General features: G+C 43.9%; 22 protein-coding genes and 1 pseudogene. 10 read left to right on the forward strand and 13 right to left on the reverse strand.

Features of this window, described 5'->3' with window-relative positions; translation table 11 throughout:
• Positions 1-31 precede the first annotated feature (31 nt).
• The 3 genes and pseudogenes from V6D44_RS04640 to V6D44_RS04650 all read right to left on the reverse strand — a co-directional run bounded on the left by V6D44_RS04640 (position 32) and on the right by V6D44_RS04650 (position 4,092).
• Positions 32-2,053 (reverse strand): ABC transporter ATP-binding protein, encoded by a 2,022-nt coding sequence (locus V6D44_RS04640; protein WP_253268976.1) that lies wholly within the window; start codon positions 2,051-2,053, stop codon positions 32-34.
• Positions 2,050-3,807 carry a multidrug ABC transporter ATP-binding protein BmrC gene (bmrC, locus tag V6D44_RS04645; RefSeq protein ID WP_333516291.1) on the reverse strand — a complete coding sequence of 586 codons (1,758 nt, stop codon included), beginning with the start codon at positions 3,805-3,807 and terminating at the stop codon, positions 2,050-2,052. Before bmrC ends, V6D44_RS04640 begins: the two co-directional genes overlap by 4 nt.
• Positions 3,808-3,932: 125 nt before the next feature.
• Positions 3,933-4,092: pseudogene (locus V6D44_RS04650) on the reverse strand (hypothetical protein).
• Positions 4,093-4,252: 160 nt separating this feature from the next.
• Here V6D44_RS04650 and V6D44_RS04655 point away from each other — a divergent pair.
• Together V6D44_RS04655 and nhaC are read left to right on the forward strand one after the other, a co-directional pair.
• Positions 4,253-4,753, forward strand: coding sequence for a universal stress protein (locus V6D44_RS04655; protein WP_087991218.1), 501 nt, complete (start codon positions 4,253-4,255; stop codon positions 4,751-4,753).
• 124 nt (positions 4,754-4,877) lie between these two features.
• The gene (nhaC, locus tag V6D44_RS04660) at positions 4,878-6,239 is read left to right on the forward strand and encodes a Na+/H+ antiporter NhaC (RefSeq protein WP_087991217.1); all 1,362 of its coding nucleotides are present in this window, start codon (positions 4,878-4,880) and stop codon (positions 6,237-6,239) included.
• 41 nt (positions 6,240-6,280) lie between these two features.
• On the opposite strand, the gene dat is transcribed toward nhaC, so the two are convergent.
• On the reverse strand, positions 6,281-7,129 hold the full coding sequence (dat, locus tag V6D44_RS04665; RefSeq protein WP_253268974.1) for a D-amino-acid transaminase: 849 nt from the start codon (positions 7,127-7,129) through the stop codon (positions 6,281-6,283).
• Positions 7,130-7,412: 283 nt separating this feature from the next.
• Between dat and V6D44_RS04670 the strand changes: the two genes are divergently transcribed.
• Positions 7,413-8,261, forward strand: coding sequence for a polysaccharide deacetylase family protein (locus tag V6D44_RS04670; protein WP_087991216.1), 849 nt, complete (start codon positions 7,413-7,415; stop codon positions 8,259-8,261).
• Between the two features lie 25 nt (positions 8,262-8,286).
• Here the strand turns inward: V6D44_RS04670 and V6D44_RS04675 are convergent, their stop codons facing one another.
• The 3 genes from V6D44_RS04675 to V6D44_RS04685 form a co-directional block, all read right to left on the reverse strand.
• On the reverse strand, positions 8,287-9,030 hold the full coding sequence (locus V6D44_RS04675; RefSeq protein WP_087991215.1) for an NAD-dependent protein deacylase: 744 nt from the start codon (positions 9,028-9,030) through the stop codon (positions 8,287-8,289).
• 73 nt (positions 9,031-9,103) lie between these two features.
• On the reverse strand, positions 9,104-10,219 hold the full coding sequence (locus V6D44_RS04680) for a mechanosensitive ion channel family protein (protein WP_202328507.1): 1,116 nt from the start codon (positions 10,217-10,219) through the stop codon (positions 9,104-9,106).
• Between the two features lie 150 nt (positions 10,220-10,369).
• Positions 10,370-10,477, reverse strand: a complete 108-nt coding sequence (locus V6D44_RS04685) for a YhdX family protein (RefSeq protein WP_003224203.1) — start codon at positions 10,475-10,477, stop codon at positions 10,370-10,372.
• Between the two features lie 233 nt (positions 10,478-10,710).
• Between V6D44_RS04685 and V6D44_RS04690 the strand changes: the two genes are divergently transcribed.
• The 3 genes from V6D44_RS04690 to crcB are packed head-to-tail and all read left to right on the forward strand — an operon-like array spanning position 10,711 to position 12,177.
• Positions 10,711-11,442 carry a glycerophosphodiester phosphodiesterase gene (locus V6D44_RS04690; protein WP_087991214.1) on the forward strand — a complete coding sequence of 244 codons (732 nt, stop codon included), beginning with the start codon at positions 10,711-10,713 and terminating at the stop codon, positions 11,440-11,442.
• Positions 11,429-11,824: a fluoride efflux transporter FluC gene (locus tag V6D44_RS04695; protein WP_087991213.1), complete on the forward strand. Its 396-nt coding sequence runs from the start codon at positions 11,429-11,431 to the stop codon at positions 11,822-11,824. The genes V6D44_RS04690 and V6D44_RS04695 overlap by 14 nt, the downstream gene beginning before the upstream one ends.
• A complete protein-coding gene (gene crcB, locus V6D44_RS04700) occupies positions 11,821-12,177 on the forward strand; it encodes a fluoride efflux transporter CrcB (protein ID WP_087991212.1) in 357 nt (118 codons plus the stop codon). The genes V6D44_RS04695 and crcB overlap by 4 nt, the downstream gene beginning before the upstream one ends.
• Positions 12,178-12,189: 12 nt before the next feature.
• Here crcB and V6D44_RS04705 read toward each other — a convergent pair whose 3' ends face one another.
• Both V6D44_RS04705 and loaP read right to left on the reverse strand, forming a co-directional pair.
• Positions 12,190-13,572 (reverse strand): hemolysin family protein, encoded by a 1,383-nt coding sequence (locus V6D44_RS04705; RefSeq protein WP_202328508.1) that lies wholly within the window; start codon positions 13,570-13,572, stop codon positions 12,190-12,192.
• A 196-nt stretch (positions 13,573-13,768) separates the two neighbouring features.
• Positions 13,769-14,311, reverse strand: a complete 543-nt coding sequence (loaP, locus tag V6D44_RS04710) for an antiterminator LoaP (protein WP_087991210.1) — start codon at positions 14,309-14,311, stop codon at positions 13,769-13,771.
• Positions 14,312-15,283: 972 nt separating this feature from the next.
• Between loaP and pdxR the strand changes: the two genes are divergently transcribed.
• Complete coding sequence (pdxR, locus tag V6D44_RS04715) at positions 15,284-16,702, forward strand: MocR-like pyridoxine biosynthesis transcription factor PdxR (RefSeq protein WP_087991209.1); 1,419 nt, start codon at positions 15,284-15,286, stop codon at positions 16,700-16,702.
• 142 nt (positions 16,703-16,844) lie between these two features.
• Here pdxR and V6D44_RS04720 read toward each other — a convergent pair whose 3' ends face one another.
• Both V6D44_RS04720 and fabD read right to left on the reverse strand, forming a co-directional pair.
• Positions 16,845-18,026: a pyridoxal phosphate-dependent aminotransferase gene (locus V6D44_RS04720; RefSeq protein ID WP_087991208.1), complete on the reverse strand. Its 1,182-nt coding sequence runs from the start codon at positions 18,024-18,026 to the stop codon at positions 16,845-16,847.
• 36 nt (positions 18,027-18,062) lie between these two features.
• Positions 18,063-20,297: an ACP S-malonyltransferase gene (gene fabD / locus V6D44_RS04725; protein WP_087991207.1), complete on the reverse strand. Its 2,235-nt coding sequence runs from the start codon at positions 20,295-20,297 to the stop codon at positions 18,063-18,065.
• An 856-nt stretch (positions 20,298-21,153) separates the two neighbouring features.
• On the opposite strand from fabD, the gene cueR reads away from it, so the two are divergent.
• The 3 genes from cueR (at position 21,154) to V6D44_RS04740 (ending at position 24,301) form a co-directional block, all read left to right on the forward strand.
• Positions 21,154-21,585, forward strand: a complete 432-nt coding sequence (gene cueR, locus V6D44_RS04730) for a Cu(I)-responsive transcriptional regulator (RefSeq protein WP_087991297.1) — start codon at positions 21,154-21,156, stop codon at positions 21,583-21,585.
• Between the two features lie 59 nt (positions 21,586-21,644).
• Complete coding sequence (locus V6D44_RS04735) at positions 21,645-22,979, forward strand: hemolysin family protein (protein ID WP_253268972.1); 1,335 nt, start codon at positions 21,645-21,647, stop codon at positions 22,977-22,979.
• Positions 22,980-23,401: 422 nt separating this feature from the next.
• Positions 23,402-24,301 (forward strand): NAD-dependent epimerase/dehydratase family protein, encoded by a 900-nt coding sequence (locus V6D44_RS04740; protein ID WP_333516302.1) that lies wholly within the window; start codon positions 23,402-23,404, stop codon positions 24,299-24,301.
• Between the two features lie 20 nt (positions 24,302-24,321).
• On the opposite strand, the gene V6D44_RS04745 is transcribed toward V6D44_RS04740, so the two are convergent.
• The gene (locus V6D44_RS04745; RefSeq protein WP_333516292.1) at positions 24,322-25,449 is read right to left on the reverse strand and encodes an NAD(P)/FAD-dependent oxidoreductase; all 1,128 of its coding nucleotides are present in this window, start codon (positions 25,447-25,449) and stop codon (positions 24,322-24,324) included.
• A 101-nt stretch (positions 25,450-25,550) separates the two neighbouring features.
• Entirely contained in the window at positions 25,551-26,150 is a 600-nt protein-coding gene (locus V6D44_RS04750) for a 1-acylglycerol-3-phosphate O-acyltransferase (protein WP_087991203.1), read from the reverse strand.
• Positions 26,151-26,183: the final 33 nt, after the last annotated feature.

A 26,183-nucleotide genomic window follows, 5' to 3' on the forward strand; every position in this document is an offset into this window, starting at 1 on the left:
CCAAAACACGATTGTTTTGGGGTTGTAAGCATTATGCTATGGAATGTTTCTTGCCTTTTTGCAGCTTATACATTTGATAATATTGTCCTTTGACGGCCATTAATTCCTCATGGTTCCCTCTCTCAACAATTTCTCCTTTATCAAGGACCAAAATCTGATCCGCGTTTCTGATTGTTGAAAGCCGATGGGCGATGACGAAGGTGGTGCGTCCTTGTTTCACGACATCGAGCGCCTTCTGGATCACGGCCTCTGTCTCTGTATCAATATGCGCCGTTGCTTCATCTAAGATCAAAATGGCGGGATCAAAGGCCAGAGCTCTTGCGAAAGATATTAATTGCCGCTCTCCAGAAGATAGCGTGCTCCCTTTTTCAATCACGGGTTCATTGATGCCTTGGGGCAGCTTTTCCAAAAGGCTCTCAGCCCCGACTTGCCGCAGTGCTTTTTTGATCTTTTCATCGGTCATTTTTTCATCATCAAGGCTTACGTTAGAACCGATCGTGCCCGAGAATAGGTAAGGGTCCTGAAGCACAATGCCCATATGGGATCTGAGTTCCTGTCTTGACATGTTGTAAATGCTTTTTCCATCAATCAGAACATCCCCTTTTTGCGCATCATAAAAACGAAACAGAAGATTCAAAATCGAGCTTTTTCCTGATCCGGTATGGCCAACGAGCGCTACGGTTTCGCCTTTTTGCGCGGTAAAAGAAATATGTTTTAACACCTCTTCACCGTCATGATATGCAAATGACACATTACGAAATTCAACCCGCCCCAGCGCGCGCTCCTTCGCCGGTTCACCCGCTTCTTCCGTATTCTTTTCTTCAAGCAGTTCGAAAACACGCTCGGCGGAAACCCGTGCCAGCTCCAGCTTTGAAAACTGATTGACGATGCCTGTGATCGGCTGAAATAACCGGTTTAAATAATCAACAAACGCGTACAGCACTCCGACAGAAACAATTCCGGCCGCATTCAGGCTCGCACCGCCAAAGTGCCAGATCAGACTGACAAACGCAAGGTTTCGGATCACATTGACAAGGTTATGGGACATTAAAGAGTTTAAATTCAGCATCCTGTTTTGAAAATAAAAATGAGCTTCATTTAATTTCTCAAATTCTCTCATCGTTTCCTTCTGGTGACGGAAAGCCTGAATAATTGTCATGCCTTGAATGGACTCATTCATCTTTGCGTTAATGTCACTGTTGATCGAGCGGATTTTTCGATTGTAATAAGACGCGTATTTCCGATAGATAATTGACCACAGACAGATGATCGGCACAATTGCCAGACACACTAACGCGAGCTTAACATCAAGCAGAAACAAAGCTGCGAATATGCCGACCATATAGATTCCGCTTGTCACAAATGTTGACAGCACTGTGACATATAAATCCCTGACGGCTTCTGTATCATTGGTAATCCGCGCAACCACTTTGCCTGCGGGAAGGTTATCAAAATAGCGTATCGGCATTTTCTGTATGTGCGAAAACACGTCCTGCCTCATCTTCTGGATAATCCGATTGGCGCTCATCTGCAGCAAATAATGCTGTCCGTATTGAAAAAATACAGAAAAGACGAGCAAGCCTCCATACAGACAGATCAGAAACATCATTCCCTTTATTTCCGGCTGATAGAACTGGAAAATTTCCTCTTTTGTCAGCTTTTCGGCAGCATATGTCCGGCTCTTGTCTCCGTTTGTGATTGTCAGCTTTCCGTCAGAAACCGTTCTGTTCCCGTCAAAGCTGACAGCCTGATCAACAAAATAAAACGCCATTCCCACTTGATAAATATGCGCTTCTTTTTCTCGAGAAACAGGTTCCTGCATCCGGTCCTCTCTCACATAAGAGGTGCCGTGGAACTGAACGGCGTTTTTATCTTTTTCCGCAGCTTCGTACCAAGTTTTCTCAATACCGAGGATATGATCGTCAATCATTTTTTTGCCGATAAACGGCCCGGTCAGTTCTGCTCCGACGGCGACAGCTAGCAAAACGACGGCTATGAGCAGCAATTTTCGATAAAGGAGTGCGTATCTCCATAACGTTTTTCCTGTTTTCATGCCCCTGCTCCCCCTTCTTCCGCAGTGAACAGCTGCTGTCTTTCATATTGTTCCCGGTACCACCCATTATTGGCCATCAGCTCTTGATGGGTGCCTCTCTCAGCAATCACGCCGCCGTCCATCACAAGAATCAGGTCAGCATGCTCCACCGCGGATAAACGGTGCGTCAAAATAAATGTCGTTTTCCCTTTGCGGTTTTTTCTGATATTGCTGATAATCGCTGCTTCGGTTTTGGCATCAACAGCAGAAAGCGAATCATCCAGGATCAAAATCTCCGGATTCGCCATAAGTGCTCTCGCAATCGAAATTCTTTGTTTCTGCCCACCGGACAGCGCAACGCCTTTTTCACCGACCATTGTCTCCAAGCCGAATGGAAGCATGTGTACATCCTTTTCAAAATGTGCTTCGGCAATGGCTTGCCGAACCTCTTCATCACTCGCATCCTGTTTTCCGTATAGAATATTTTCTTTTACCGTCCGCGAGAACAGCAAATGATCCTGCGGCACATATCCGATCCACCCGCGGAGCCGGTCAAGGGGGATTTGTTGGATCGGTACACCTGAAAATATGATGCTCCCTTTGCCTGAGGGATACTGGCGCAAAAGCTGCTTAATAATCGTCGTTTTTCCGCTCCCGGTTTTCCCGGCAATCCCGACAGTCTGCCCTTTTTGCACCGCAAACGAAACATCTTGAATATTGCTGCTTGTTGAGCTTGGATATGTAAAGCTGACATGGCTGAAAACGATATCTCCAGGCTTTTTCAGTTCAGCGGGCCGCTTGGGATCTGTCACGTCCGGCTCATAAGAAAGGGTTTCATTTACCCTGTCTAATGACGCATTTCCGCGTTGCATCACATTAATGAGTTCACCGATTGCAAACATCGGCCAAATCATCATGCCGAGATAAACGTTAAAGGAAACTAGCTCGCCAAGCGTCAGTTCATTCCGAAACACAAGAAACGCTCCGTAGCCGAGCCCGATCAGATAGCTGGCGCCAACAAGCAGCTTCACCGTCGGCTCAAACAGTGAATCTATAAATGCCACTTTCATATTTTTCTGATAAACATCAGCGGTCATTTCATGAAACCGGCGGACATCGTTTGTTTCCTGTACATACGCGCGAATCACCCGCACGCCTGAAACGGATTCAAGCACCTTGTCATTCAGCGCCCCGAACGCATTTTGGGCCTCCGTAAACCGCTCATGAATTTTACTTCCGTATAGACTGATGGCAATCGCCATAATAGGAAGCGGGAGAATGGCGGCAAAGGTCAGCTTCCAGCTGATCAAAAATCCCATCGTCAAAAAGATCGTCATCATAAACATCGTAGAATCGACTAATGTCAGGATGCCAAACCCCGTCGTTAAACTGACAGCCTGAAGGTCATTCGTCCCCCGCGCCATCAAATCGCCTGTCCGGTTCTTTTCATAAAACGGCGGCGACATGGCCAGCAAATGCCCCATCAGCTTCGTACGAAGAATTCTCTCCATCACATTCGCTCCGCCAAACAGCTGGTGCATCCAAAAATAAGACATGATATACACGACCGCCGTCAGCACAATAAAGATACCGATATAAAACAGCAGCCCATCTGCAGTAAACACCCCAGATTTCATATCATCTATGGCGTTTCCCAAGAGCTTCGGCGGAAACATTTCAATGACATTGACTCCTAATAAAAGCACAATCGCAATCGTATAGCGCAGCCAGTATGCTTTAAAAAACCAGCCAAGCTTTCTCAATACTGAGAACATCAATCCTCATCTCCTTTATCTCATCAGCCGCCTTCTATTTTTTCCTTGCTTCCTTTTTCGTTCAGTTTGGTACAAGTTGGTCTTGTCTCTGTATTTGTCTTCACATCCCATACACCTGTCTTTCCTTAAATTTTGTATATAAAAAAGGCATGAAGCGTCAGCTCCATGCCTTTTTTGACCAATATGATATGCACAGCGCTTTTCAGCGCGCGGCTAGATTTAAAAAACCGTCAATCAAACAGAACTTGGGTTTGCCGCGCCAATATGAAACTGTTTTGTAAACACGCAAATTCCTTGGCATAGCAAACCCTCCTTCCACTTTTTATCTTTTTTTCATCATATAAACAAAACCTTTTTTTGTCAATCATTTCTTCATAAGGAAAAGGTTAATTGTACTTGAATCCGGGTATTGTCTTGTAAGACGTTTTTTGAAGGGGTGAAAATGATGTTTCATGCTGACCGTATTATCGTTGCGTTTGACGGAAGTGAAAATAGTAAGAGAGCGCTTCAGACAGCCATTGATCTTGCTAAAACCGTAGATGCCGCCATTACCGTCGCCCATTCACATGATATGAAAGACACTCAGACCATCATCAACCCGCCGAGGCCCGAAGCAGGAGCAAGTTATATGGGCGGAGGCATGACGAGTGTTCCTGATCCGCTGATATCAGATGTCGCACCAACTGAGCCAATCATCTACGAGGACCGTACGGAAGAAGTCATCGCCGAAGCCAGAATGATGCTCAATGACCAGCAGGCCAATGGGGATATAGATATAGTAGAAGGCGATCCTGCTGAATCCATTATCGAGTATGCGAACCGCATTTCTGCTGATATGATCGTAACCGGAAGCAGAGATCAAAACAAGCTGAAAAAGTTATTATTCGGAAGTGTAAGTGAAAAACTTTCAGCGAAATCGGATATACCCGTCCTGATTGTAAAGTGAGCACGCCCAGTGCTCGCTTTTTTAAAGTCATAATTGTGAAAAAACATAGATTTTCGTTTTTTTCTGTTATAATGCTTTCGTGCCCAAAAGCACAAAAGCATTAAAGATCATATGGGGTGTTATTTTGGATTCTCAAAAAAAGCTGACATTTCCGTTAGCCCTCGGTTTATTTATATTTATGTTAGGCATCATTATTTCTTGCTTATTCTTGCTTCATACAGAACCGCATATCCCTCTGTTTCTATGTGTTGTCATGCTTTCAGCAGCCGGTTTATGGTTCGGTTTCTCCTGGAAGACCCTAGAAAAAGGGATTACAGATGGGATCAAGAACGGCGTACAGCCGATTATCGTACTGGCGCTGATCGGCATCTTAATCGGCGCTTGGATGTACAGCGGCGCAATACCGTCCGTAACAGTTTACGTCCTGTCCTTTATTGAACCCAGCCACCTTCTTTTGACGGCTTTGTTTTCCTGCATGATCATCAGCACGCTTGTCGGCTCAAGCCTGACAACTGTAAGCACGATTGGAGTCGCACTAATTGGCGTGGCGAGCGCGGCCGGCGTTCCGCTTGAATGGACGGCAGGCGCGGTCATATGCGGCGCATGCTTTGGTGATAAAATGTCGCCGATGTCGGACACAACCAATTTTGCCGCCGGCATAGGCGAAATACCGATCTTTGAACACATTCGGCATATGATGGGCACTACTATTCCGGCTTTGCTCATCACCATCGTGCTGTTTTACTTTCTCGGTTTATCAGTATCAGCGGACACGGCTTCAACCGATGATATTCAACATGTCATAACCGGCATCAAGGATGCCGCAAATGTGACGCCATGGGCGCTTCTTTCACCGCTCTTGGTCGTTTTGCTGGCGGTTAAGCGTGTGCCCGTGATTCCCGTTCTAACTGCAGGAATTATTTCCTCGGGAATTTTGACTGCTATCTTTGTACCTGACAGCAGCATGCAAGCATTTATGACAGCTTTGCAACATGGCACGGCGTTCGAAACTGACAATGAGGCTGCCGCTAAAATTATCAACAGAGGCGGACTGCAATCCATGATGGGCTCAGTCTCGCTTATTATGATTGCTTTTGCACTCGGCGGATTGATGGAGAAAATCGGGTTAATTTCCGCGCTATTGGAGGGTGTCATGAAAAGCATCCGCTCGAAAGGCCAGCTGATTGCGGCGACTGTCTGTTCAAGCATCGGCGTCAATTTGGCAACCGGTGAACAGTATTTATCAATATTAATACCGGGACAATCATTTAAAACCTTATACGACAAACAAAACATCCAGCGAAAATTTCTTTCCAGATCCTTAGAGGACGGCGGGACATTAATGAATCCGTTGATCCCTTGGGGAGTATGCGGAGCCTTTATGGCGAGCGCGCTTGGCGTTCCCGTCATAAACTATATCCCGTTTGCATTCTTCCTTTATATATCGCCGATGATCTCAATTCTGGTTGGATTTATTAAAAAATAAAAAGAGCTCCGCTTGCAAAGCGGGCTCTTTTTTATGCGTCATTACGAAATGCTTGCTGCCTGCTGAATGCTTTCTTGAAAAGCAGCCTGAAGCTGTTTTGTCACCGGTCCGGGGTCGCCGTTTCCGATTGAGTCCCCATCGAGCGTCACGACCGGAATAATCTCTGCCGTCGTTGACGAGATAAAGATTTCCTCTGCCTGTCTCAGCTCTTCCTCACTGACAGGCGTCTCATCAAACTTGAGCCCGTTCTTTTCAATCAGCCCTAAAATATTCATCCGTGTAATGCCATTAAGAATGAGCCGGTTAGCCGGATGCGTTCGCACCGTCCCGTTGATAACGGCGTAAACGTTAGAGGATGTACCTTCCGTAACAACACCGTCTCTAATTAAAATGGCCTCAAAAGCTCCAGCTTCATAGGCCTTTTGCTTCGCCATGACATTATACAGTAAATTCAGACTTTTAATGTCACACCTCAGCCAGCGAAGATCCTCATCTGTAATGGCTGCCACTCCATACGCCTGTTCTTGCTGCGGTTTTTTCACAGAAAATGTGTAAGCAGTCGTCTGCGGCTCAAGTCCAGCTTCGTACTGGTGCTTTCGCGGCGCCGCACCTCTTGTCGTCTGAATGTATACAGCTCCCTCACTGACCGCATTCTCCTGAACAAGCTTTTCCAGATCCCACTCGAGATCTTCTATACTGAACGGGAGTGAGATTCCGATTTCAGCCGCACTTCTGAAAAAACGCTCCGCATGCTCGCGCAAGCCGAACAATACCCCTTTGTACACCCTGATAACCTCATAAATACCGTCGCCAAACTGATAACCGCGATCTTCCAAATCGATTGATGCTTCGCTGCGTTTGATCAGCTGGCCGTTGACTAAAACCTTCATAATAGCCCTCCCTTTTCGAGATTTCCCTGAAGTTTTTCTAGCTGTCATTGTCACTTATTCTACCATATTGGATGAGCTGAAAAACAGAAAGAACAAGAGATCTATAGCGGGAAGGAGTTTATTTTTTCCTTAAAATCTGACATTTCGACATTTTTTCTATGTTCTTCCCATTTTTATTCCTGTATACTTGACTCGTAATACATAATTTGTAAACTTATGCATCTTGATAAGCTGCCTGCTGTATAGCGGTATGTAGAGATTTTATGCCAATGGAGAGATTGTTATGCGACAAACGAGAGGAGACGCTTCTCCTTCTGCAGTTTCGCTTGCCTTTAAATTTGCAAGTTTAGCAGTTTTATGTGTGCTGCTTTTGATTATGGTGATGTTGGTTTATTCCAACAGCTCAACGAAAGCAAAGGAAGTCACTGTCACAACAAACGGCGAGCTTCGCAATGAGAAGGAAAGCCTGAAGCTGAAAAACGACTCCCCCGATCTGCTGATAAAACATCTGCAGACGAAACAGAACATGGGAGATAAGACGGTTTACCTAACCTTCGATGACGGCCCGTCAGCCTATACAAACCGCTTGCTCGACGTATTGAAGCGCGCTGATGTAAAAGCGACATTTTTTATGCTGTCACCGCGGATGAATGAATTCAAACAAGCTGTGAAAAGATCAGAAAAGGAAGGCCATGCACTCGGTTTACACGGCGTCACCCATAATAATAAACTATTCTACCAAACACCGACATCCCCGTTAAAAGAAATGCGAGAGGCGCGTGACACGCTGCAAGACATTACAGAATATAAAACCGATCTTGTCAGAACGCCATACGGCAGCAAGCCGTCATTGACCTCCTCACAAATCCGCAATCTTGAGAAAAACGGTTTTGTGTACTGGGATTGGACCATCGACAGCATGGACTGGAAATACCGGAATTCAGCATATGTGACGGCCGTCTTACAGCAGCTGGAGAATATGGAACACAGCCATTCAAGCCGGCCATATGTGATTCTCATGCATGATCTTCCGGCTACAGTGAACGCGCTGCCGGTATTAATCAATAAACTAAAAGAAAAAGGCTATTCCTTTGGGGTATTAGAGGACACAATGGTTCCTGTTCACGAATAAAAAAGTGAGGCGCATGAGTGCGGCCTCACTTTTTTATTCCCAAACTTCGGGCAAACTCTCCAATTTTTTGATGGATGACCATGTCAAACAAGCTGTCGCAATACGTCGGTTCTAGGTTAATGATGACTTTCTTCATGCCGGGAATCCGGCTTGCGTCCTCAGGCACAAATCTTGCCGGAGCGACTTCGAGAGATGTGCCGATGACCAATAAAAGATCTGCTTGATCCAGCTTTTCATAAAGGGTCTCAAAGTGCAAGACGGCATCGCCAAAGAGAACCACATCGGTTTTTAATACCGTTTTGCAAATGGCACCATCTTTTCCGGACGCCGTACACTCCGGCACCTCCCGCTCCAGCAAATGAGGGAGATCATATGGCGCTCCGCATGCCGGGCAGGCTGCTGTCTGGATAGACCCGTGCAATTCGTACACATGTCTGCTCCCGGCTTTTTTATGAAGGCCGTCAATGTTTTGCGTAAAGATATCGACCTGCTTCCCTTGCTTCTCCAGCTCAGCTAAAAGCAAGTGCCCTTCATTCGGTTCAAAGCTGCCGCTCATTTTCATCTGGAACAATTCTTTGAATTTAGGCCAAAACTGACGCGGGTGGCTTAAAAAATAATCAACGCTCATCGCTTCCATTCTTGCGGCATCCTCCGTCCAGATGCCTCCTGCCGAACGAAAGTCGGGAATTCCTGATTCGGTGCTCATTCCCGCTCCGGTCAGCACGACAATTCGCTGCGCTTCATTTAAAATGTTTCTGAATGCTTCCAACTTAACACCGCCTTTTTTCTCTTATTTTACCACGAAAAAGACTCCGCCTCTGTCAGACGAAGTCTTTCCCTTTTTAAGCCCGTTCCTTTTCCTCTTTACTTACATTCACTTGGAACGGATCGTTTTGGTGCTTTTGCTTCACAAAAACCATTTGGCCGGGATATGCAAACTCGACACCCTCTGCGGCAAGGATTTCAATGATTTTATAGTTGATATCCTCTCTAATATCGAGGTTTTCAGCCCAAACCGCTGTTTTTGTATAGAAGTTGAAAAACAAATTGTAATAGCTGTCGGCAAACGTATCAAAGTTGACCATGATCGTTTCATTATCAACGCCCTCGTGCTCTAAGAGCATTGTTCTGAGAGTACGAATAGAGCGGTCAAGGTTCTCAACCGGCGTAGCGTAGGACACATGGATGGAAAACGTGATCTGGCGTTTGGTCATTCTTGTCCAGTTCGTGATCGCTTCCATCGACAGCGTAGAGTTCGGCACTGTTACAAGCGCCCCCTGTGCGGTTCTGAACCTCGTACTTCGGAAGGTAATATCCTCTACTGAGCCCGTTACCGTCGACGTCTCCACCCAGTCACCGATGGTAAACGGTTTTTCTGTAATAATAATGATTCCGCCGAAGAAGTTGCTGATGGTATCCTTCGCTGCAAGCGCAAAAGCAAGTCCGCCAAGACCTAAGCCCGCCACGAATCCATTGACATCATAATTGAATTCCTGAGCGATCACACTGACACTGAGCGCAATGATGACAAAACGAAGCAATTTGGATAAAAACGGTGCCAGAATGTCATCCATCTCCAGCTCAAAGCGCTGATTCACCTTATGGAAGATAAACGACGACGCTGCGGTCAAGTTACAAAGCCCCCAGCACAAAAGCGCCACAATCAGCGAGCGGTATATGTTGCTGATGACAGGCATTTGTTCGTCTAAAAACGGTGAATACCGGATCGCTAAAAACAGCCCTAAAGCCACAAAAAACCATCTGGCCGGCTTTTCAAACGCCACAACCACCTGTTTGAAAATTTCTGTTTTCCGCCGATTCGTGAGATTAAAAAGCAACTGAAAGAAATATCTTGTAAACAGTTTTCTGAGTATAAGAAACACCAGCAAAATCGCCAAGCTGATGCCGATTTGTATCATTTTATCAAGTGTGAAGTATTGTTGCAGATAATCTAGCATGACAGTCTCCCTTCTATTTAAATCAAATGTTTATTATACTAAAAGATTCGTAAAGATGCTCATCTAAATGTCTTTTTTCAGCACAAGACCCCGGCGGAACGCCGGGGCCATTTCTCAATTCATCTATTCAGCCAGATTCAACAGGGACAGTCACTTACTTTTTTTCGTTTGTGTCTGATCAAGGAGAGTTGCTTTTTGCATTTCAGCATCCGTTTCGGCTTTAATTCTTTCTTCCACTCTGATTCTCCCTTTTCCCATGATCTCGCCTCCTTTTTTGCTATTATAAAGTAACAGAATGTTTTGTGAATATGTCGAAAGGCCTAATTTCCTGACGAAATATGTTCTGATACGCTGAGTGTCTTTATTTAGATATACGCGGTTCTCAGCCAGGACCATTCCGATATGGCAGAAAAAATTCACCAGTTTGTATCGCCGTGCATATATGGATTTGATACAATAACAGAAATGCCCATATGAGGAGCTGACTTAGCTTGTACACCATTGCCCATCGCGGAGCATCAGGTTACGCTCCGGAAAATACGTTTGCCGCATTTGACCTTGCGGCGGAAATGAATGCAGATATGATCGAACTGGATGTCCAGCTTACAAAAGACAGGCAGATTGTTGTGATACACGATGACAGAGTTGACCGAACAACAAACGGATCGGGTTTTGTTAAAGATTTTACATTGGAGGAATTGCAGAAACTCGATGCAGGAAGCTGGTACGGCCCTGCTTTTCAGGGAGAGCGTATTCCTACCTTGGAAAAGGTGCTCAAGCGCTACCACAAAAAAATCGGCCTATTAATTGAATTAAAAGGCCATCCATCTCAAATCGGAATTGAAGAAGAAGTGGGACAGCTGTTAGGGCAATTTTCTTTTTCTATCAACAATATTGTCCAATCCTTTCAGTTCCGCTCCGTCCAGAGGTTTCATGAGCTTTATCCATCGTTTCCGACAGCGGTCATTATGAGGCCCAATTTTGGGATGCTGTCCAGAAATCAGCTGAAGGCCTGCCAATCTCTCGCAAACTATGTCAATATAAAATACACACGACTCAACCGGCTGATGATCGCTTCAGGCCATAAAAACGGCTTAAAAGTGTTTGCATGGACTGTCAATAATCAAAAGACAGCCGCAAAATTACAAGCCATGGGCGTGGACGGCATCGTAACAGACTACCCGGATTTCATCAAAAAGGATGGCAAACATGAAAAGATATAGCGCGGTGTTTGTCGGAGGAGCGCTTGGCGCCTGCCTCCGATACGGATTAAACATGTGGATACAAACCGATCAGTTCCCCGCTGCAACCTTGCTGGAAAACGCGGCTGGAAGCCTTCTATTAGGTATTCTGACCGGTTTTTTTATGATCAAGGCAAAACGGCCTCTGCTGCCGGTTTTTTTAGGTACCGGCTTTTGCGGCGGCTTTACAACAATGTCCACGTTTTCTAAAGAAACGGTGATGCTTTTGCAAGCACAACCCTCATTAGCTGTTTTATATATGGCACTCTCATTGATATCAGGAATCGTTCTTGCGCTGGTTGGCGTACTGGCGGGCCGCGGCATAGCAGGCATTCAGCAAAGAAAGGAGCTGCAGGAAAGATGACACTGGCGGGTATCTTTATAGCGGGCGGCCTTGGCGCGATGCTGCGCTTTTGGCTTGGCAATGTCATCACCGCCAAAACCAAAGGTCCCAGCCTGCCCATTGGCATATTAACAGTCAATATACTTGGGGCTCTCGGGCTTGGATTGTTTACAGGGCTCCACGTCACAAATGCTTCGGCCTCCCTCATCATCGGCACGGGATTTTTCGGCGCCTTTACGACCTTTTCCACTTTCAGCGTTGAAAGTGTTCAGCTTCTGCTGGCCAAACGCGTTATGGAAAGCATTCTGTACATCACCCTAACGCTTTGCGGGTCGCTTTTGGCGTTTTGGTGCGGCTGGACAATTGCAACGTAAAAAACCTTGAGCTTATTTCTCGCTCAAGGTCGCATTGTTCAGCATCACAGGCTCGGGCATCGGCAGCGTGTGGTGCGCGGTAACCCCGGTTGTGCTTGCTGCTTCTTTTATCTCGATTTGCTTGATTAATCGGCCGTCCATCTTCAGCACCTTTATCGTGTATGAACCGATGCGGATGGATTCACCAGCCTCAATATCGATGTTTTCTTTTAATATCAGCCCGCCGATCGTATCGACGTCTTCTTGAATCGCTGCACCAAGAAGGCTGTTCACCTGATCGATCCGAACCTTTCCATCCATGACATAATGGCGATCGCCAAGATGTTGGATCAGCGGCTGTTCATCCTCATCAAATTCATCTCTGATCTCGCCGACAATTTCCTCAAGAATATCCTCTGTCGTCACAAGTCCCGATGTTCCACCGTATTCATCAGACAATATGGCCATATGAATGCGTTCGCGCTGCATTTTAATCAGCAAGTCATGAACCGGGATGGTTTCAATCACTTCGATTACCGGCCGCACATACGGATGGATCGTCATCTTCATTCGTTCCTCTTCTGTCATAAACAACAAATCAGAAAACAAATGCTTCGTATTGACCAAACCGATGACACTGTCTTTGTCCCCGTCTGTCACAGGCCAGCGTGTGTATTTATCCTTCAGCATGACTTCAAGCATCTCGGCCATCGTCATCTCTGTTGACACAGCCGCCATTTCCTTTCGCGGTATCATAATTTCTTTGCCGATCCGATTATCAAATTCAAAAATCTTATTTACATATTTATATTCAGACGGATTAATCTCTCCGTTTTTTAAACTCTCAGACAACAGCATTCTGAGTTCTTCCTCAGAATGGGAACCATCATGTTCTGACGCAGGCTTTAAACCGAACAAGCCGCATAAAATCCGCGCAGATCCATTGAGGATCCAAATAAACGGAAACAGGAGCAAATAAAATAAACGCAATGGACCCGCTATCAGCAAGGTCAGCTGTTCTGCCTTTTGGATCGCGACCGTTTTCGGGGCCAGTTCACCTACTACAACGTGCAGAAACGTGATCAGGCCGTACGCGACCGCAAAAGAGATCGCATGAGAAACCGATTCCGGCAGGCCGAGCGGTTCAAACAATGGATGCAGAAGCCGTTCAAATGCCGGCTCCCCCAGCACGCCAAGTCCGATCGATGTCAATGTAATGCCCAGCTGGGATGCGGATAAATATTCATCCAAATCTGTTATGACACGCTTTGCGAGTATCGCCCGTTTGTTTCCTTCTGTTATAAGCTGATCAATTCTGGATCTCCTTACTCTAACAATCGCAAACTCGCTTGCAACGAAAAACGCGGTTAAAGCAATGAGCACACCAATTAAAATCAGACTGTCAATATCGTCCATTTAACCTTATCCCCTCATGAAAGGATAAGGAGTCACCTCCTGATATAATCATTTTTCCTTAACATTGAGGTACGCGGTGTATTGTTGCCTAAGCAGAGGGCCCCATCATACCACCTCCAAGTCAAAGTTTGATTATAAATTGTATATTTTATTGTAACACAACTCATTCCAAAAATGATTTTTAATTTTTAGACTTTTAGGAGCGGACGGAATCATTAACGCTCAGTTCAATCCCGAGTTCTACCGTTTGTTCTTTACCGAGCAAATTTAGCTGGACTTTTGCTCTTTTTTTGCGTTTATCAATTTTTTTAATGGTGCCTTCCAGCCCGTGAAGAGGTCCTGAGACCACATAAACTTTGGATTCCTCTATTTTAATCTTCGAATAGCTGATAATGTCGCCTTTTTCTATCAATTTAAATAAAACGCTCATTTCCTCTTCTCTTATCTGACAATAATATTCCCCGGCTTCTTTAGTGTAACAGCTGCCATTATTTACGAATCGATAGAAGTCAGGAATTGAACGCATTTTATGTAACATGTTGCCATTCATCCTTGTTTTGATAAGTACGTAGCCCGGAAATAATGTTTTCATGACATGGTAAATTTTACCTTTTCTTCGTTCGGGCACAACCCTTCTCGGGACCATTGAATAAAGTATATCCGCATCAAAATACATGCTCAAATACTTTTGGACAATTTCTTCTTTTCCGCTTTCAACAAAGATTGCATACCAGTTCATTTGATATTATCCTCCAAGTAAAATAGAAATATCTCATTTTAATGTCGGCGCCATCTCTTTGATCGGCAAAACAGCAGCTGCTCGATTACTGTGCACAGTATCTGGATTTAATCTGTCCCAATCTAGATGCGCAGCCTTGTTTTTTAACAAATTTTCACTGAGGTACCAGACATGGATTCGTTTTCAAGCAGATTTTAATTCAATTGTTCCGCCTTTATACCATCGGGGAGGGAGAATGCATAAAACAAAATTCGTCTGCGATGGTATAACACAAAGCCAATGTTTTTTTATTTTTCCGTTAAGCGGCGGCGTGTGCTTCTGATCCCTCGATCTAAGCTTTAAGATCCTCCTGATCACACAGTGCTGCCAGCGCCAGCTTTTGCCTGAGCCAGTTTACGTATATTATCATTACCCTCATCAATTTCTGGATAAGTTCTTTATCAGCAAAACAGCGGCCAGAACGGGCACCACAAAGTGAAAAAGTATTGGAACTGTTCACACCACTATCACATTGTCATAGCTTAAATCAAAGGTATCTCTGATGTATTTGAAACTGCAAAATCCTTATAAACTTCATCTATGAAGACGAGTCCGGAGAACATACGGGCCAGTCTTTCTGCTTCTGAGGATGGCTGCAGGAGCACTGTCGGAGCATTCGATGTCGGATATAATCGCATGTTCTCTTCTCAGTACTTCCCTGACTAAAACTGGATGTGGATATGAATTTTTACTCAGATTCAGCTTGATGGCGCTACCTTTTATGGGCTGGCTTGCAGATACATACGGGGTCATCAGTTTGATATGAGGCAAAGTGACAGACATGTCTTACAACCCTTAACTATTAAAATCTAGCAATTATATACATAAGTTTGAAAAAATGTTATGATTACCGTATCAAAATTTCAGAAAATGTTAAATGGTCAGTTTTTGCTTACTTTTGGATGTCAGTTTATTAATAAAGGAGTACTATCAGTGATTGAACTCATGCCGCTACTGAATGAAAAATCGAATATCCCTTTGTACATACAACTGTACCAATACATACGCGAGGAAATCATATCGGGGAGAATCAAACAGGATACTAGGCTTCCATCAATCAGAAATCTATCAGTATATTTAAAAATCAGCAGAACGCCTATCGCTGATGCCTATGAACTATTGCTAGAAGAGGGATACATCAGAAGCAAGCCTAGAAGCGGTTTTTACGCTGTTTCACCGGAAAACATATCGGATTTGCAAACTGAAGCTTCCAGAGAACCCAAAGAAGAGAACCCCAAAAATCAAATTGCGAGTTTCGACTTTCATTATGACCATGTCGATCTCTATCATTTCCCTTTTAAAAAATGGAAAAAATGGAGTAGTTTATGTTTAACGTCTGAAAATCTTCATCTGCTCCAAAAAAACGCAGACTTGCAGGGTGAATATGGCTTACGAAAGGAAGTTGCTTCATACTTGCATCAAGTACGGGGGGTGTGCTGTTCACCAGATCAAATTATAATCAGTGCAGGAACCTATCATTCACTTCAGCTTTTGTTTCATCTACTGAAGGATGATGTCAAAATAGTAGGTACTGAAGAAGCTGTGAACATTGGAGTAAAAGCAATATTCGAACAATACTCATCCTTCAGCTACCGCTCAATAACTCTGGAGTCTGATGGCATTAGTATGGAAGATTTATACAATAGTCAGGCTCAAGCCGTTTATGTAACCCCCTCTCATCAATTTCCTTTTGGTATGACGTTTTCGATTAAAAAGCGAATGGAGTTGCTGCAGTGGGCTTATGAAAAAAACGCTTACATAATCGAAAATGACTATGACAGCGAATTCCGTTTTAAAGGACGTCCGCTCCCGGCGCTCCAAAGTCTAGATAAGCATGATAGGGTGATTTATACCGGTACTTTCTCAAGGATTTTGTCACCTTCTTTCAGAATCAGTTATCTCATCCTACCCCGCTCTTTGTTTCACCGCTTTCAGCAGCAGACACACAGCTATAATCAGATTGTGTCCCCTATATTGCAAAAGACACTCCAATTGTTTATGGAATCAAATGATTTTGCAAGGCACATGCGGAAAATGCGACATTTATACCAAAAGAAACATGATATTTTAGTTGATGCGGTAAATTATTTCTTTCAGGATCAAGCAGACATTTCCGGGCAGGGGTCAGGCTTACATATTTTGTTGAAAGTAAAGAATGGTATGACTGAAAATGAACTGATTCTTGCCGCGAAAAAAGAGGGCATCAACGTGTACCCATCATCCATTTATCATCTGGAACCGTCAACGGCATCACCCGCTGCCGTTCTGCTAGGATTTGGTGCATTATCTGAAGAAACGATAAAGCACGGTATAAAAAAGCTGGCAAAGGCTTGGAGAATCAAACAAATATAAAAAGCTAACAGCACACACTGTTAGCTTTCTAGCTAGCTTATTCATGTGTTGGATATCTTCTTCAAATCTCATCAGCCAGTTATATCGAGGAAACAAAGATATGACAGGCGCGCTCCCTTTAAGGCTCCACTTGCTTCACTCTTTACACAAAATCTTTATATAAGGCAATAAAGATATCCCGTGAGTTTTTAATCTGTTCTATCGGCACACTGAAGGATAAACGGAAGTGCCCTTTCATTCCAAAGCCGCTGCTCGGCACGATTAATAATTTGTATTTTTGGGCGGCATGCACGCAAAATGCGACTTCATCTTCAATTGGCGATTTCGGAAATATGAAAAAACCGCCCTTCGGCATTTCAAATTCAAAACCTGCTTCTTTTAAAATGCCGACCATTAAATCCCTGCGCTCTTTATAAGCGCTTGCGTCTACTCTTAAATCATCCATTCTTGCCACAGCCCGCTGCACCATGACAGGCGCATTCACAAATCCAAGCGTTCGATTACAGAACACAAAAGCGTTGATCAAAAGGGCGGCATCCGGCATCTTGCTGTCTAATCCGATATACCCGAGCCGCTCTCCGGCTATGCCGAGATCCTTACTGAATGAGCTCGCCAAAATCACACGATGATACGATTGAAACGGATTTGCCAGCTCTTCATCATAGATTAATTGACTGTACGGTTCATCAAAAAGCACATAAATCGTCTGTCCGCTCTTCTCTTCTATTTCTTTTAATAAAGCGCCTAAATCATCTATATTTTTCTGGCTGAGAACAGTGCCTGTCGGGTTATGAGGTGTATTGAGGATCAGCCCTTTCGTCTTTGAGGTAATCGATTGTCTCACCGCCTCAATATCAATCTCAAACCGGGACGTCAACGGGCAGCTTACAGCTTTTCCCCCGTAGTTCTCAATATACAATTTATACTCGGCAAAATAAGGTGCGAGAATAATAACCTCTTCACCCGGGTTTACGATACTTTTTAACGCGACATTCAATGCACCGCCTGCGCCTACCGTCATGACGACGCGTTCCGCCGAGAACTCGGCTTCAAAACGGGCCCCCAAAAATTGCGCTACTTTTTCTCTTGCTGCCGGAAGCCCTTGATTTTGTATGTATCCGTGATTGCCTTTGGCAGCTTCCTCTATTAATGCTCTCTTAAAAGCTTCAGGCGGTTCAACAACCGGATTTCCGATTGAAAAATCAAATACCTGGTCATCCCCGAACTCTTTCTTCAGCCTTGCGCCTTCATCAAACAGCTTGCGGATCCATGATCCTTTATTTAAGTTTTCTTCAATTTCCCGGGATAACCCAGCCAATTTCATCTGTCCCTTCCGCACTTAAAAACTAAAATTCTATCTTTAATTGACCATCGCGAGATAACGCTGATTCAATAAATCGGCAGTTTCCGTTATTAATTTTTTTCCAATTTTATGGACGTGGCGGTTTCTCCAATTTTCCAGTTCTGATCCTTTGACCCATTGGTTAAAAGCGCCGAGAGCAGGACCACAGTGAATCTGATAGTTTACTTTTTGCTCTTCATCCCCAATTAGTGCAAGCCGCGTTGCGTTTCCGAAATACCATTTAAAGATAAGTGCCATTTTGTATTTTGGCTGACGTTCCGCTCTTTCTATCTCATGCGGAGACCTATATTTTTTTATGTCTGCATAAACTTCTTTAAATGTCCGGTGAAAATATTTATCTTCTACCATTTTTCTCGTTTTTTCATCTATTTCATCTATTGATTTATAATTCCGATACAAGTCATAAAGCTTATTAGCTCTGACAGGAAAAAATAATCCTTTTTTGAGTACTTGGACTTTGGCCCCGATTTCAAACATATCTCCAGCTGGAGCATAATCGGTATCTTGTACATTCGCGAGCTGAAGCAAATCCTTTACGGCATCGCTTGTCCCGGCTTCCACAGTACACTGGTTAATGGAGCCTGTCACAATATAATCAGCGCCGAGCATAAATGCAGCAGCAGCCGCTTCTGGCGTTCCAACCCCCCCCGCTGAGCCGATTCGTACTTTTTTGGGATAGCGGTATTCAGCATGAATCTTATCCCGCAACTTAATCATAGCTGGCATGAGAGCGTACGCAGAACCATTGTCCGTATGTCCGCCTGAATCAGCCTCAACAGTTATATTATCAGCCATCGGAATTTCTCTCATTAATTCGGCCTGTTCCTGAGAGATTTTCCCCTCTCTAGTTAATTGCTCTAATAAATGATTCGGGGCAGGTCGCAGGAAAACTTCTGCCACCTCAGGCCGAGAGACCTTCGCAAAAATCCGGTTTTTCGCTTCAACCTTTCCATTCTGATTTCGTTTGGCACCCCGAGCCCTATACATCACGAGCGGAGCGGTTAAGCTGATATAGGCGGCTGCTTCAATAATGTTTATCCCATACTGCAAATACAATTTTATCCTTTCTTCCTCTATATAAGGCTTATCCGGACTGCACAGTAAGTTCATGCCGAAAGATTCAGCATTTGTCAGTTCGCGTTGGATACATTGAATGGCTCGTTCAATTGATTCAATTTTCATGCCTCCCGTTCCATAAAACCCAAGCATCCCCGCTTTTCCGACTTGTACCACCATTTGTTCCGACGCAATCCCTTTATACATAGAACCTGTCACATATGCATATTGTAAGCCGTATTCTTCTTTAAATGCATTGCTGCCAAGAGCCTTCGGTGTAATCTTTGTGACGGGCTCAGACTGTTCTTTCCTATGATTCAGCTGAAGAGGCTCTGCTTCTTTTTGAATTTTTTGCGTCAGCTTCGTGAGCACATTACCTGGACCCACTTCCTCAATGGACTGCACCCCAATTGCTGACAAGTACCTTATGCTGTCTGTCCATTTGACTTGATGGGTAATTTGCATGGTAATATTCTTTTTGATGTCATCTCGGACATAAGGCATTCCTTCAACATTTGAAATAACAGGAATTTTTGGAGTCTTTAGTTGTATGCCTTCTAGAAAGTCGGAAAACTCTCTTTTCGCATCCGCCATATAACGGGAATGAAATGCTCCGCTTACCTTTAACGGGATAAAAGCAGCTGCGCCTGCTTTTTCAAAAATAGGCTGCGCCTGCAGGATATCCGATTCCAAACCAGAAATCACAATTTGTGTCGGTGAATTGTCATTAGCAATATCAACCGGCAGGCTATTTTCTTTTAATAGGTGCTTAATCTTTTGGACAGAAAAACCGATGACCGCAGCCATACCTCCGTTAACGGCATTGCCCATCAGTTCTCCTCTTTTTTTGACAAGCCGCAATCCAGTTTCAAAATCAAATACACCTGCGGCAAACAAAGCGTTATACTCGCCAAGGCTATGTCCAGCCACAAAATCAGGCATTTTTCCTGTTTTATTGACCTTGTTTAAATAGCATAATGCATTCACAACAAAAAGGGCCGGCTGAGTATATTCAGTTTGTTTTAGTTTTTGGTTTTCGTCATGTAAACATAAATTCTTAATTGAATATCCCAAAATATTATCTGATAGTTTTGTCAGGTTTGAAAACTCATCAAATAGGTTGCTGCCCATTCCCTTATATTGAGAGCCTTGACCCGGAAAAACATATGCTTTCAATCTCTTGTCTTCCTTTCTGTTTTGTAATAAGTCTGATTATTCTACAGCAGAGCAAGACCAATATTTCTTTTGGCGAAATTATCCGAAGACCATAAAAGATTAATTTCGACATATATATATGTAAACCATTAATTACTCTCAATCGACAGTCAATGATTTCATCTGCGAAGCGGACATGAGGCTGGTCACAGACAGCTTGATAAAAGGCGAACTTAATTACTGTAATATATTTCCAAGAGAATTACTAAAGAAGCATTTGCAAAGGGCTGCCAAACCGCCAAAACCGCAAATTCCAAGCCGCACCATCGCTGAACTCTCTTCTCTCCTTATCGTCCAGCTCAGTAAACAGAATTGCAAATCTATATCCATCTGATAGTACGAGAGCCTTGATTAGAAACCTAAATAAATACAGTGCGGTCATTCAGCATTTATTCCTTTATGTGCAAAGGATTAAAATCGGAATATTCAGAAAAATAAAAACAACATAATCAAATATACAGCTATAAAAAATTGTATATCATAAAGTTCGCAAGATCAATGCTAAGCACGCCAGGATATTAATCTGGTGAAATCTTGTGAGATTGTTTCCATTTCCCTTGATCTCTGCTTATGTTCCCTATGTTCCACCATCGTGCCGCAACATCGAATGGCTTCCCTTATTTCTTTTTCAGTTTCGTTCTGTATCACACTTGATTATGCAAAATATGTATCATTTAGTCAATGCTTTTATATGATATTTTCAAAAAACACACTAAATTTATATTCTTGCCTAAATTAGCTTCGCGAACTCATCAAAAACAATAAACTTGTGCAAGACACCCTTCATATATTAAACTATTCTCATAACTATAACGTGATGGTTGGGAGGGATATAGATGGGGCTGAGACTTATCGCATCAGTGAACTAGCAAAACTTGCCGGAGTAACGAAACGAACAGTTGATTATTATACGAATATCGGTCTGCTTACGCCGGCCAGATCCTGTTCAAATTACCGTTACTACGATGAAAATGCACTTAAACGACTCATATTTATTGTAGATTGCAAGAAGCAGCGATTGGCCCTGTCCGATATTAAAGATCGACTGGAGAACCAGTTTCCCTCTTCAGCTAAACTTGATGATGAAATTGGTAAACTGGCATTAGAAATTGATCATATGAATCAAAATATCTCCGGAATCTTGCATCGGTTTGAACGGCTGAAGCCCGAGGATCGTGACAAGCTGAAAAACAAGCTCCCACCCGATAAGCTCGCCGTGTTCCAATCATTTATGCTGCTGTTAAGTTAAAACCATTTTATCTAACAGGAGGTGTTACCTTCATTCTCATTCTAGAGTGAAGGTTCTAATTGGACATAGTGAATTTGATTTTAGTTGCTGTTTTAATCGCCCTGACGGCATTTTTCGTGGCCTCTGAGTTTGCCATTATCAGAATCAGAGGCTCACGAATCGATCAGCTGATCGCGGAAGGAAATAAAGCAGCAATAGCCGCAAAAAAAGTGACTACGCATCTTGATGAATATTTATCTGCGTGTCAGCTCGGAATTACATTGACTTCCATTGGATTAGGGGTTTTAGGCGAGTCCACAATTGAAAGGCTGCTTCACCCGCTTTTCATACAATTGAATGTGCCAGGTTCCCTTTCACATGTCATATCGTTTATTTTTGCGTATGCCATTATCACGTTTCTGCACGTTGTTGTCGGAGAACTTGCGCCTAAGACAGTCGCCATCCAAAAGGCGGAAGCAGTGTCTATGCTGTTTGCGAAACCGCTGATTTGGTTTTACCGCATCATGTTCCCGTTCATTTGGCTTTTGAACAATTCCGCACGGTTATTGACAAAAGCATTTGGCCTGGAGACCGTTTCAGAAAACGAACTGGCTCACTCTGAAGAAGAGTTGCGAATCATTCTGTCTGAAAGCTATAAAAGCGGTGAAATTAACCAGTCAGAGTTTAAATATGTGAATAAAATCTTTGAATTTGACGACAGGCTGGCGAAAGAAATTATGATTCCGCGGACTGAAATTGTCAGCCTTCCGCATGATATCAAGATTTCTGAAATGATGGACATCATTCAGATCGAAAAATATACTCGCTACCCTGTAGAAGAGGGCGATAAAGATAACATTATCGGGGTTATTAATATTAAAGAAGTGCTGACCGCCTGCATCAGCGGCGAGGTATCTGTTGATTCCACCATTTCTCAATTCGTCAACCCGATCATTCATGTCATTGAATCCGCGCCGATCCAAGATCTGCTTGTCAAAATGCAAAAAGACAGAGTCCACATGGCCATCCTGTCTGATGAATACGGCGGTACGGCCGGGCTTGTGACGGTTGAAGACATCATCGAAGAAATTGTCGGCGAAATCCGCGATGAATTTGATATTGATGAAATTAACGAAATCCGCAAAATCGGCGATGGCCATTATATTCTTGACGGAAAAGTGTTAATCGACCAAGTAAACGACCTGTTCGGCATTCATTTAGAGAACGAAGAAGTCGATACGATCGGCGGCTGGTTCCTTACCCAAAAATACGATGTTGAAAAAGATGATTCTATCATCGAAGAAGGCTGCGAATTTATCATTAACGAAATCGACGGCCACCACGTCGCTTATATTGAAGTCAAAAAACTCGCGGCAGAAGAGCTGGTTGAAGCTGGAGAACCGAAAGAAGCATAATATAAAAAGACACCTTTTATTGAGGTGTCTTTTAGATTGTAGACAAAGTCCTAAAACGGTTTTTGTTTTAGGATTTTGTCATCTTGTCAGCGTGATTGAAAACCCTTGAAGTCTAGGAAGGACGAGCATTGGAGCGGACTTCCGCAGGATGCGGTGACAAGGGCGTTTGAGCAGGACGCTCTAGCTTTTAGCCGCTGATCTTTTTTCACGTGAGCATCAACGCGCAGGACTGACAACGAATGCGAGGGTTTGTCGACACGCTGAGACACCTTTTATTGAGGTGTGTTTTTTATTATGTTTTGTTTCTAACCTTCCCCCATTCTTCTATAAATATAAATACTGCTGTTAATAAAACGGAAATCCTCGGGAATTCTAATCAGGGGACTGGATCTCATTTAAAAACAAGAAAAAGGAGTGAAATGATGAAAGTAGTGGTAACTGGAGCAGCAGGTAAAATAGGACGGTGGGCCGTAAGAACAATATTGGAGGCCGGCCACGATGTAACAGCATCAGATAGAATATTAACAGAGGAATCAGCATCAAAAACATTTATCCAAGCCGATTTGCGGGATTACGGCCAAGTATGCCAGCTTATTATGGGCTGTGACGCTGTGGTCCATCTTGGGAATATTCCGACCGATGTCAGAAATCCCTCCCAGGCGATATTTGAAAATAATATGCTTGTCAACTTCAATATTTTGGAGGCTTGTAAAGATTTTAAAGTGCGTAAGCTTGTATGGGCTTCGAGCGAGACGGTGCTGGGATATCCGTTTGTACCGAAAGAGCTCAGCTACCTTCCTGTAGACGAAGAGCATCCGACAATCGTAAAATCGTCTTACGCAATGGCAAAGCGTCTGACCGAGATCCTTTCAGATATGTTTTCAAAGCTGATGAATACACAAATTGTCACCCTCCGCTTTGCAAATATATATGAACCTGATGAGTATGAAAAAATTCCAGGCATGCATTGGAACGAAAAGCAAAAGGATATCCAAAAGAAAAATGCATGGGCGTATTGCGATGTGAGAGACGCTGCGCACGCTTGCCTGCTTGCAATCGAAAAAAACAATATCGGCAATGAGGTCTTCCACATTACGGCGCCGGATACCATCATGAAAGAACCGAGTGAAGACTTGGTAAAGAGGTTTTTCCCAGAAGTCTCTTTAAAGCGGGATATAAAAGGATATGAAACACTGATGGCGATTGATAAAGCGAAAAAGATCCTCGGTTATGAACCCCGTTATACATGGCGTTCTGTATTAAACAATGACGGCTCACTCAAAGCACTGCCAGAGGACCAGCTTTCATTATCCAAAATATAAAACAAAAAAGCAGCGGATGTTCATTGAACTTCTGCTGCATTTTTTATATCATATTCTTCTAAATCGATGTCTACGTCCATTTTAAGAGCCAGCTTCGCCAGCTGTTGCCCCATATAAGGTCCCATTGTCAAACCGGACGATCCAAGGCCATTTGCCGCTATGATCCCGTCCCAGCCGGGAAGAAGTCCGATCACCGGCACATCACCCGGTGTAATCGGTCGTAAACCGACTCTTGCTTCTTGAAAGGTGCTGTTTGCTATACCAGGAGCCATTTCCAATCCTTTGTTCAACAATTCCTGCAGCCCGCCTGCCGTGATCCGTTCATCACGGCCTTCTATATCATCTTCACGAGTCGCTCCGATGGCCATTCTCTTGTCAGCATAAGCTAACAGATATTCCTTAGAAGGCGGCATGACAGCAGGCCAGCTGTCCATATTGTTTGCGTCAGGAACCTGTACATATATGATCTGCGCTTTTTGCACGCTTACTTTAAAGCGAATGCCTAAAGGCGCCAGCAATTGGTCTGCCCATACACCGGCACAAACAATCACCTTGTCAGCAGAATAACATTCATCACCGACGGTTACTCCTGTCACTCGTTTCGAATGATATTGGAGCTTGGCATCGCCTGTTAAATAAACGGCGCCCATTCTATGAGCAGCACGCAATAATGCATCTCTCAGCATCTCGCCATCCACTCGGGCGGCTCCGCTTATATGAATTGAATGGTACCGTTTAGCCAGCAATGGAAACATGCCGGCGGTTTTGAATTCAGATAGAAAAGAAATGTCTCCGATTTCCGGGGCGTCTTGTTTGCGTTCTTGCACCCGTTTTTCAATCTTTTCAATCTTTTCTTTCTCGTGATGAATACTAAGAGCACCAACCGGAGCATAACCCGTTTCTATCTCGCCTGCTTTTCTAAGCTCCTCTATGAAACAGGGGTAAAAGTGCGCTCCTGCCTTTGCCAGCTTGTACCACGCCTGATTTCGCCTCGGTGACAGCCATGGACAAATAATGCCTTTCGCTGCATGGGTGGCCTGTCCCTTATCTTTCCGATCTATGACAAGAACCTCAGCCCCCATTTTGGCTAACTGATACGCTGTTGACGCTCCTAGAATTCCAGCCCCTACTACGATAATTTTCATCATTTTCCGTAACCTTTCCCAATAATTAATTCCTTATATAGTATAGCTAATTGCCAAGGAACTTATAAACAATCGGGAAATCGGGGAATGCGGGCACTGGTGGATTATAGCTGTTCCAGCTTGTTTTCAAGCTCTTTAATACTGTTATTTAAAGCCTCTGTCATGGCTGCAAGTCTTTCTTTTGACGGCAGGTGGGCAAAATCAGCCTGCTGAAGCGGCTCACCGATAATGAGCTTCATTTTTCCTTTTTTGAATAATCCCTTTCCGCTTGAAGGTCCTTTATATGCAGCGGGAACGAGCGGCGCTTTCCCCATTTGCGCAATTGTCACCGCGCCTCTTTTTAAAGGCACGTCCTCAGAGGTCCTTGTTCCGCTCGGGAAGATACCGACGATCTCTCCTTCTTTCAGCAGCTTAATCGGGGTTTTAATACTGCTTGGTCCGGGATTTTCACGATCTACCGGAAAGGCATTGATTTTCTTCAAGAACGAACCGATCCATTTATTTTGAAAAAGCTCTTTTTTCGCCATGTAGTGTATTTGATAAGGAAGAATCCCGACTCCGAGTGTGATCACATCAACCCAGCCGGAGTGTGTACACGCGATGACAAAACCTGAATCGGCCGGAAGGTTTTCTTTGTTATACACCTTCACTCCTCCGCGAAGAGAAAGAATAACTTTTAAAGCATTTGCACAAAACTTATACATATCGCACTTCCTTTGTCGTAATCAATGATTCTT

It is taken from the genome of Bacillus sp. 0209A, from assembly GCF_036765095.1.
Lineage (GTDB): Bacteria > Bacillota > Bacilli > Bacillales > Bacillaceae > Bacillus > Bacillus subtilis_G.

What these genes read in the sequence shown, in the direction of transcription:
- dat (WP_253268974.1), bottom strand. Translation starts at nt 7,129, where the DNA reads ATGAAGGTTTTAGTCAACGGCCAGCTGATCAAACGCAGCGAAGCATCA.
- V6D44_RS04705 (WP_202328508.1), bottom strand. Translation starts at nt 13,572, where the DNA reads ATGGACGATATTGACAGTCTGATTTTAATTGGTGTGCTCATTGCTTTA.
- V6D44_RS04740 (WP_333516302.1), top strand. Translation starts at nt 23,402, where the DNA reads ATGAAAGTAGTGGTAACTGGAGCAGCAGGTAAAATAGGACGGTGGGCC.
- V6D44_RS04720 (WP_087991208.1), bottom strand. Translation starts at nt 18,026, where the DNA reads ATGAAATTGGCTGGGTTATCCCGGGAAATTGAAGAAAACTTAAATAAA.
- bmrC (WP_333516291.1), bottom strand. Translation starts at nt 3,807, where the DNA reads ATGTTCTCAGTATTGAGAAAGCTTGGCTGGTTTTTTAAAGCATACTGG.
- crcB (WP_087991212.1), top strand. Translation starts at nt 11,821, where the DNA reads ATGACACTGGCGGGTATCTTTATAGCGGGCGGCCTTGGCGCGATGCTG.
- loaP (WP_087991210.1), bottom strand. Translation starts at nt 14,311, where the DNA reads ATGAACTGGTATGCAATCTTTGTTGAAAGCGGAAAAGAAGAAATTGTC.
- V6D44_RS04745 (WP_333516292.1), bottom strand. Translation starts at nt 25,449, where the DNA reads ATGATGAAAATTATCGTAGTAGGGGCTGGAATTCTAGGAGCGTCAACA.
- V6D44_RS04655 (WP_087991218.1), top strand. Translation starts at nt 4,253, where the DNA reads ATGTTTCATGCTGACCGTATTATCGTTGCGTTTGACGGAAGTGAAAAT.
- V6D44_RS04685 (WP_003224203.1), bottom strand. Translation starts at nt 10,477, where the DNA reads ATGGGAAAAGGGAGAATCAGAGTGGAAGAAAGAATTAAAGCCGAAACG.
- cueR (WP_087991297.1), top strand. Translation starts at nt 21,154, where the DNA reads ATGGTTGGGAGGGATATAGATGGGGCTGAGACTTATCGCATCAGTGAA.
- V6D44_RS04680 (WP_202328507.1), bottom strand. Translation starts at nt 10,219, where the DNA reads ATGCTAGATTATCTGCAACAATACTTCACACTTGATAAAATGATACAA.
- V6D44_RS04750 (WP_087991203.1), bottom strand. Translation starts at nt 26,150, where the DNA reads ATGTATAAGTTTTGTGCAAATGCTTTAAAAGTTATTCTTTCTCTTCGC.
- V6D44_RS04695 (WP_087991213.1), top strand. Translation starts at nt 11,429, where the DNA reads ATGAAAAGATATAGCGCGGTGTTTGTCGGAGGAGCGCTTGGCGCCTGC.
- V6D44_RS04640 (WP_253268976.1), bottom strand. Translation starts at nt 2,053, where the DNA reads ATGAAAACAGGAAAAACGTTATGGAGATACGCACTCCTTTATCGAAAA.
- V6D44_RS04670 (WP_087991216.1), top strand. Translation starts at nt 7,413, where the DNA reads ATGCGACAAACGAGAGGAGACGCTTCTCCTTCTGCAGTTTCGCTTGCC.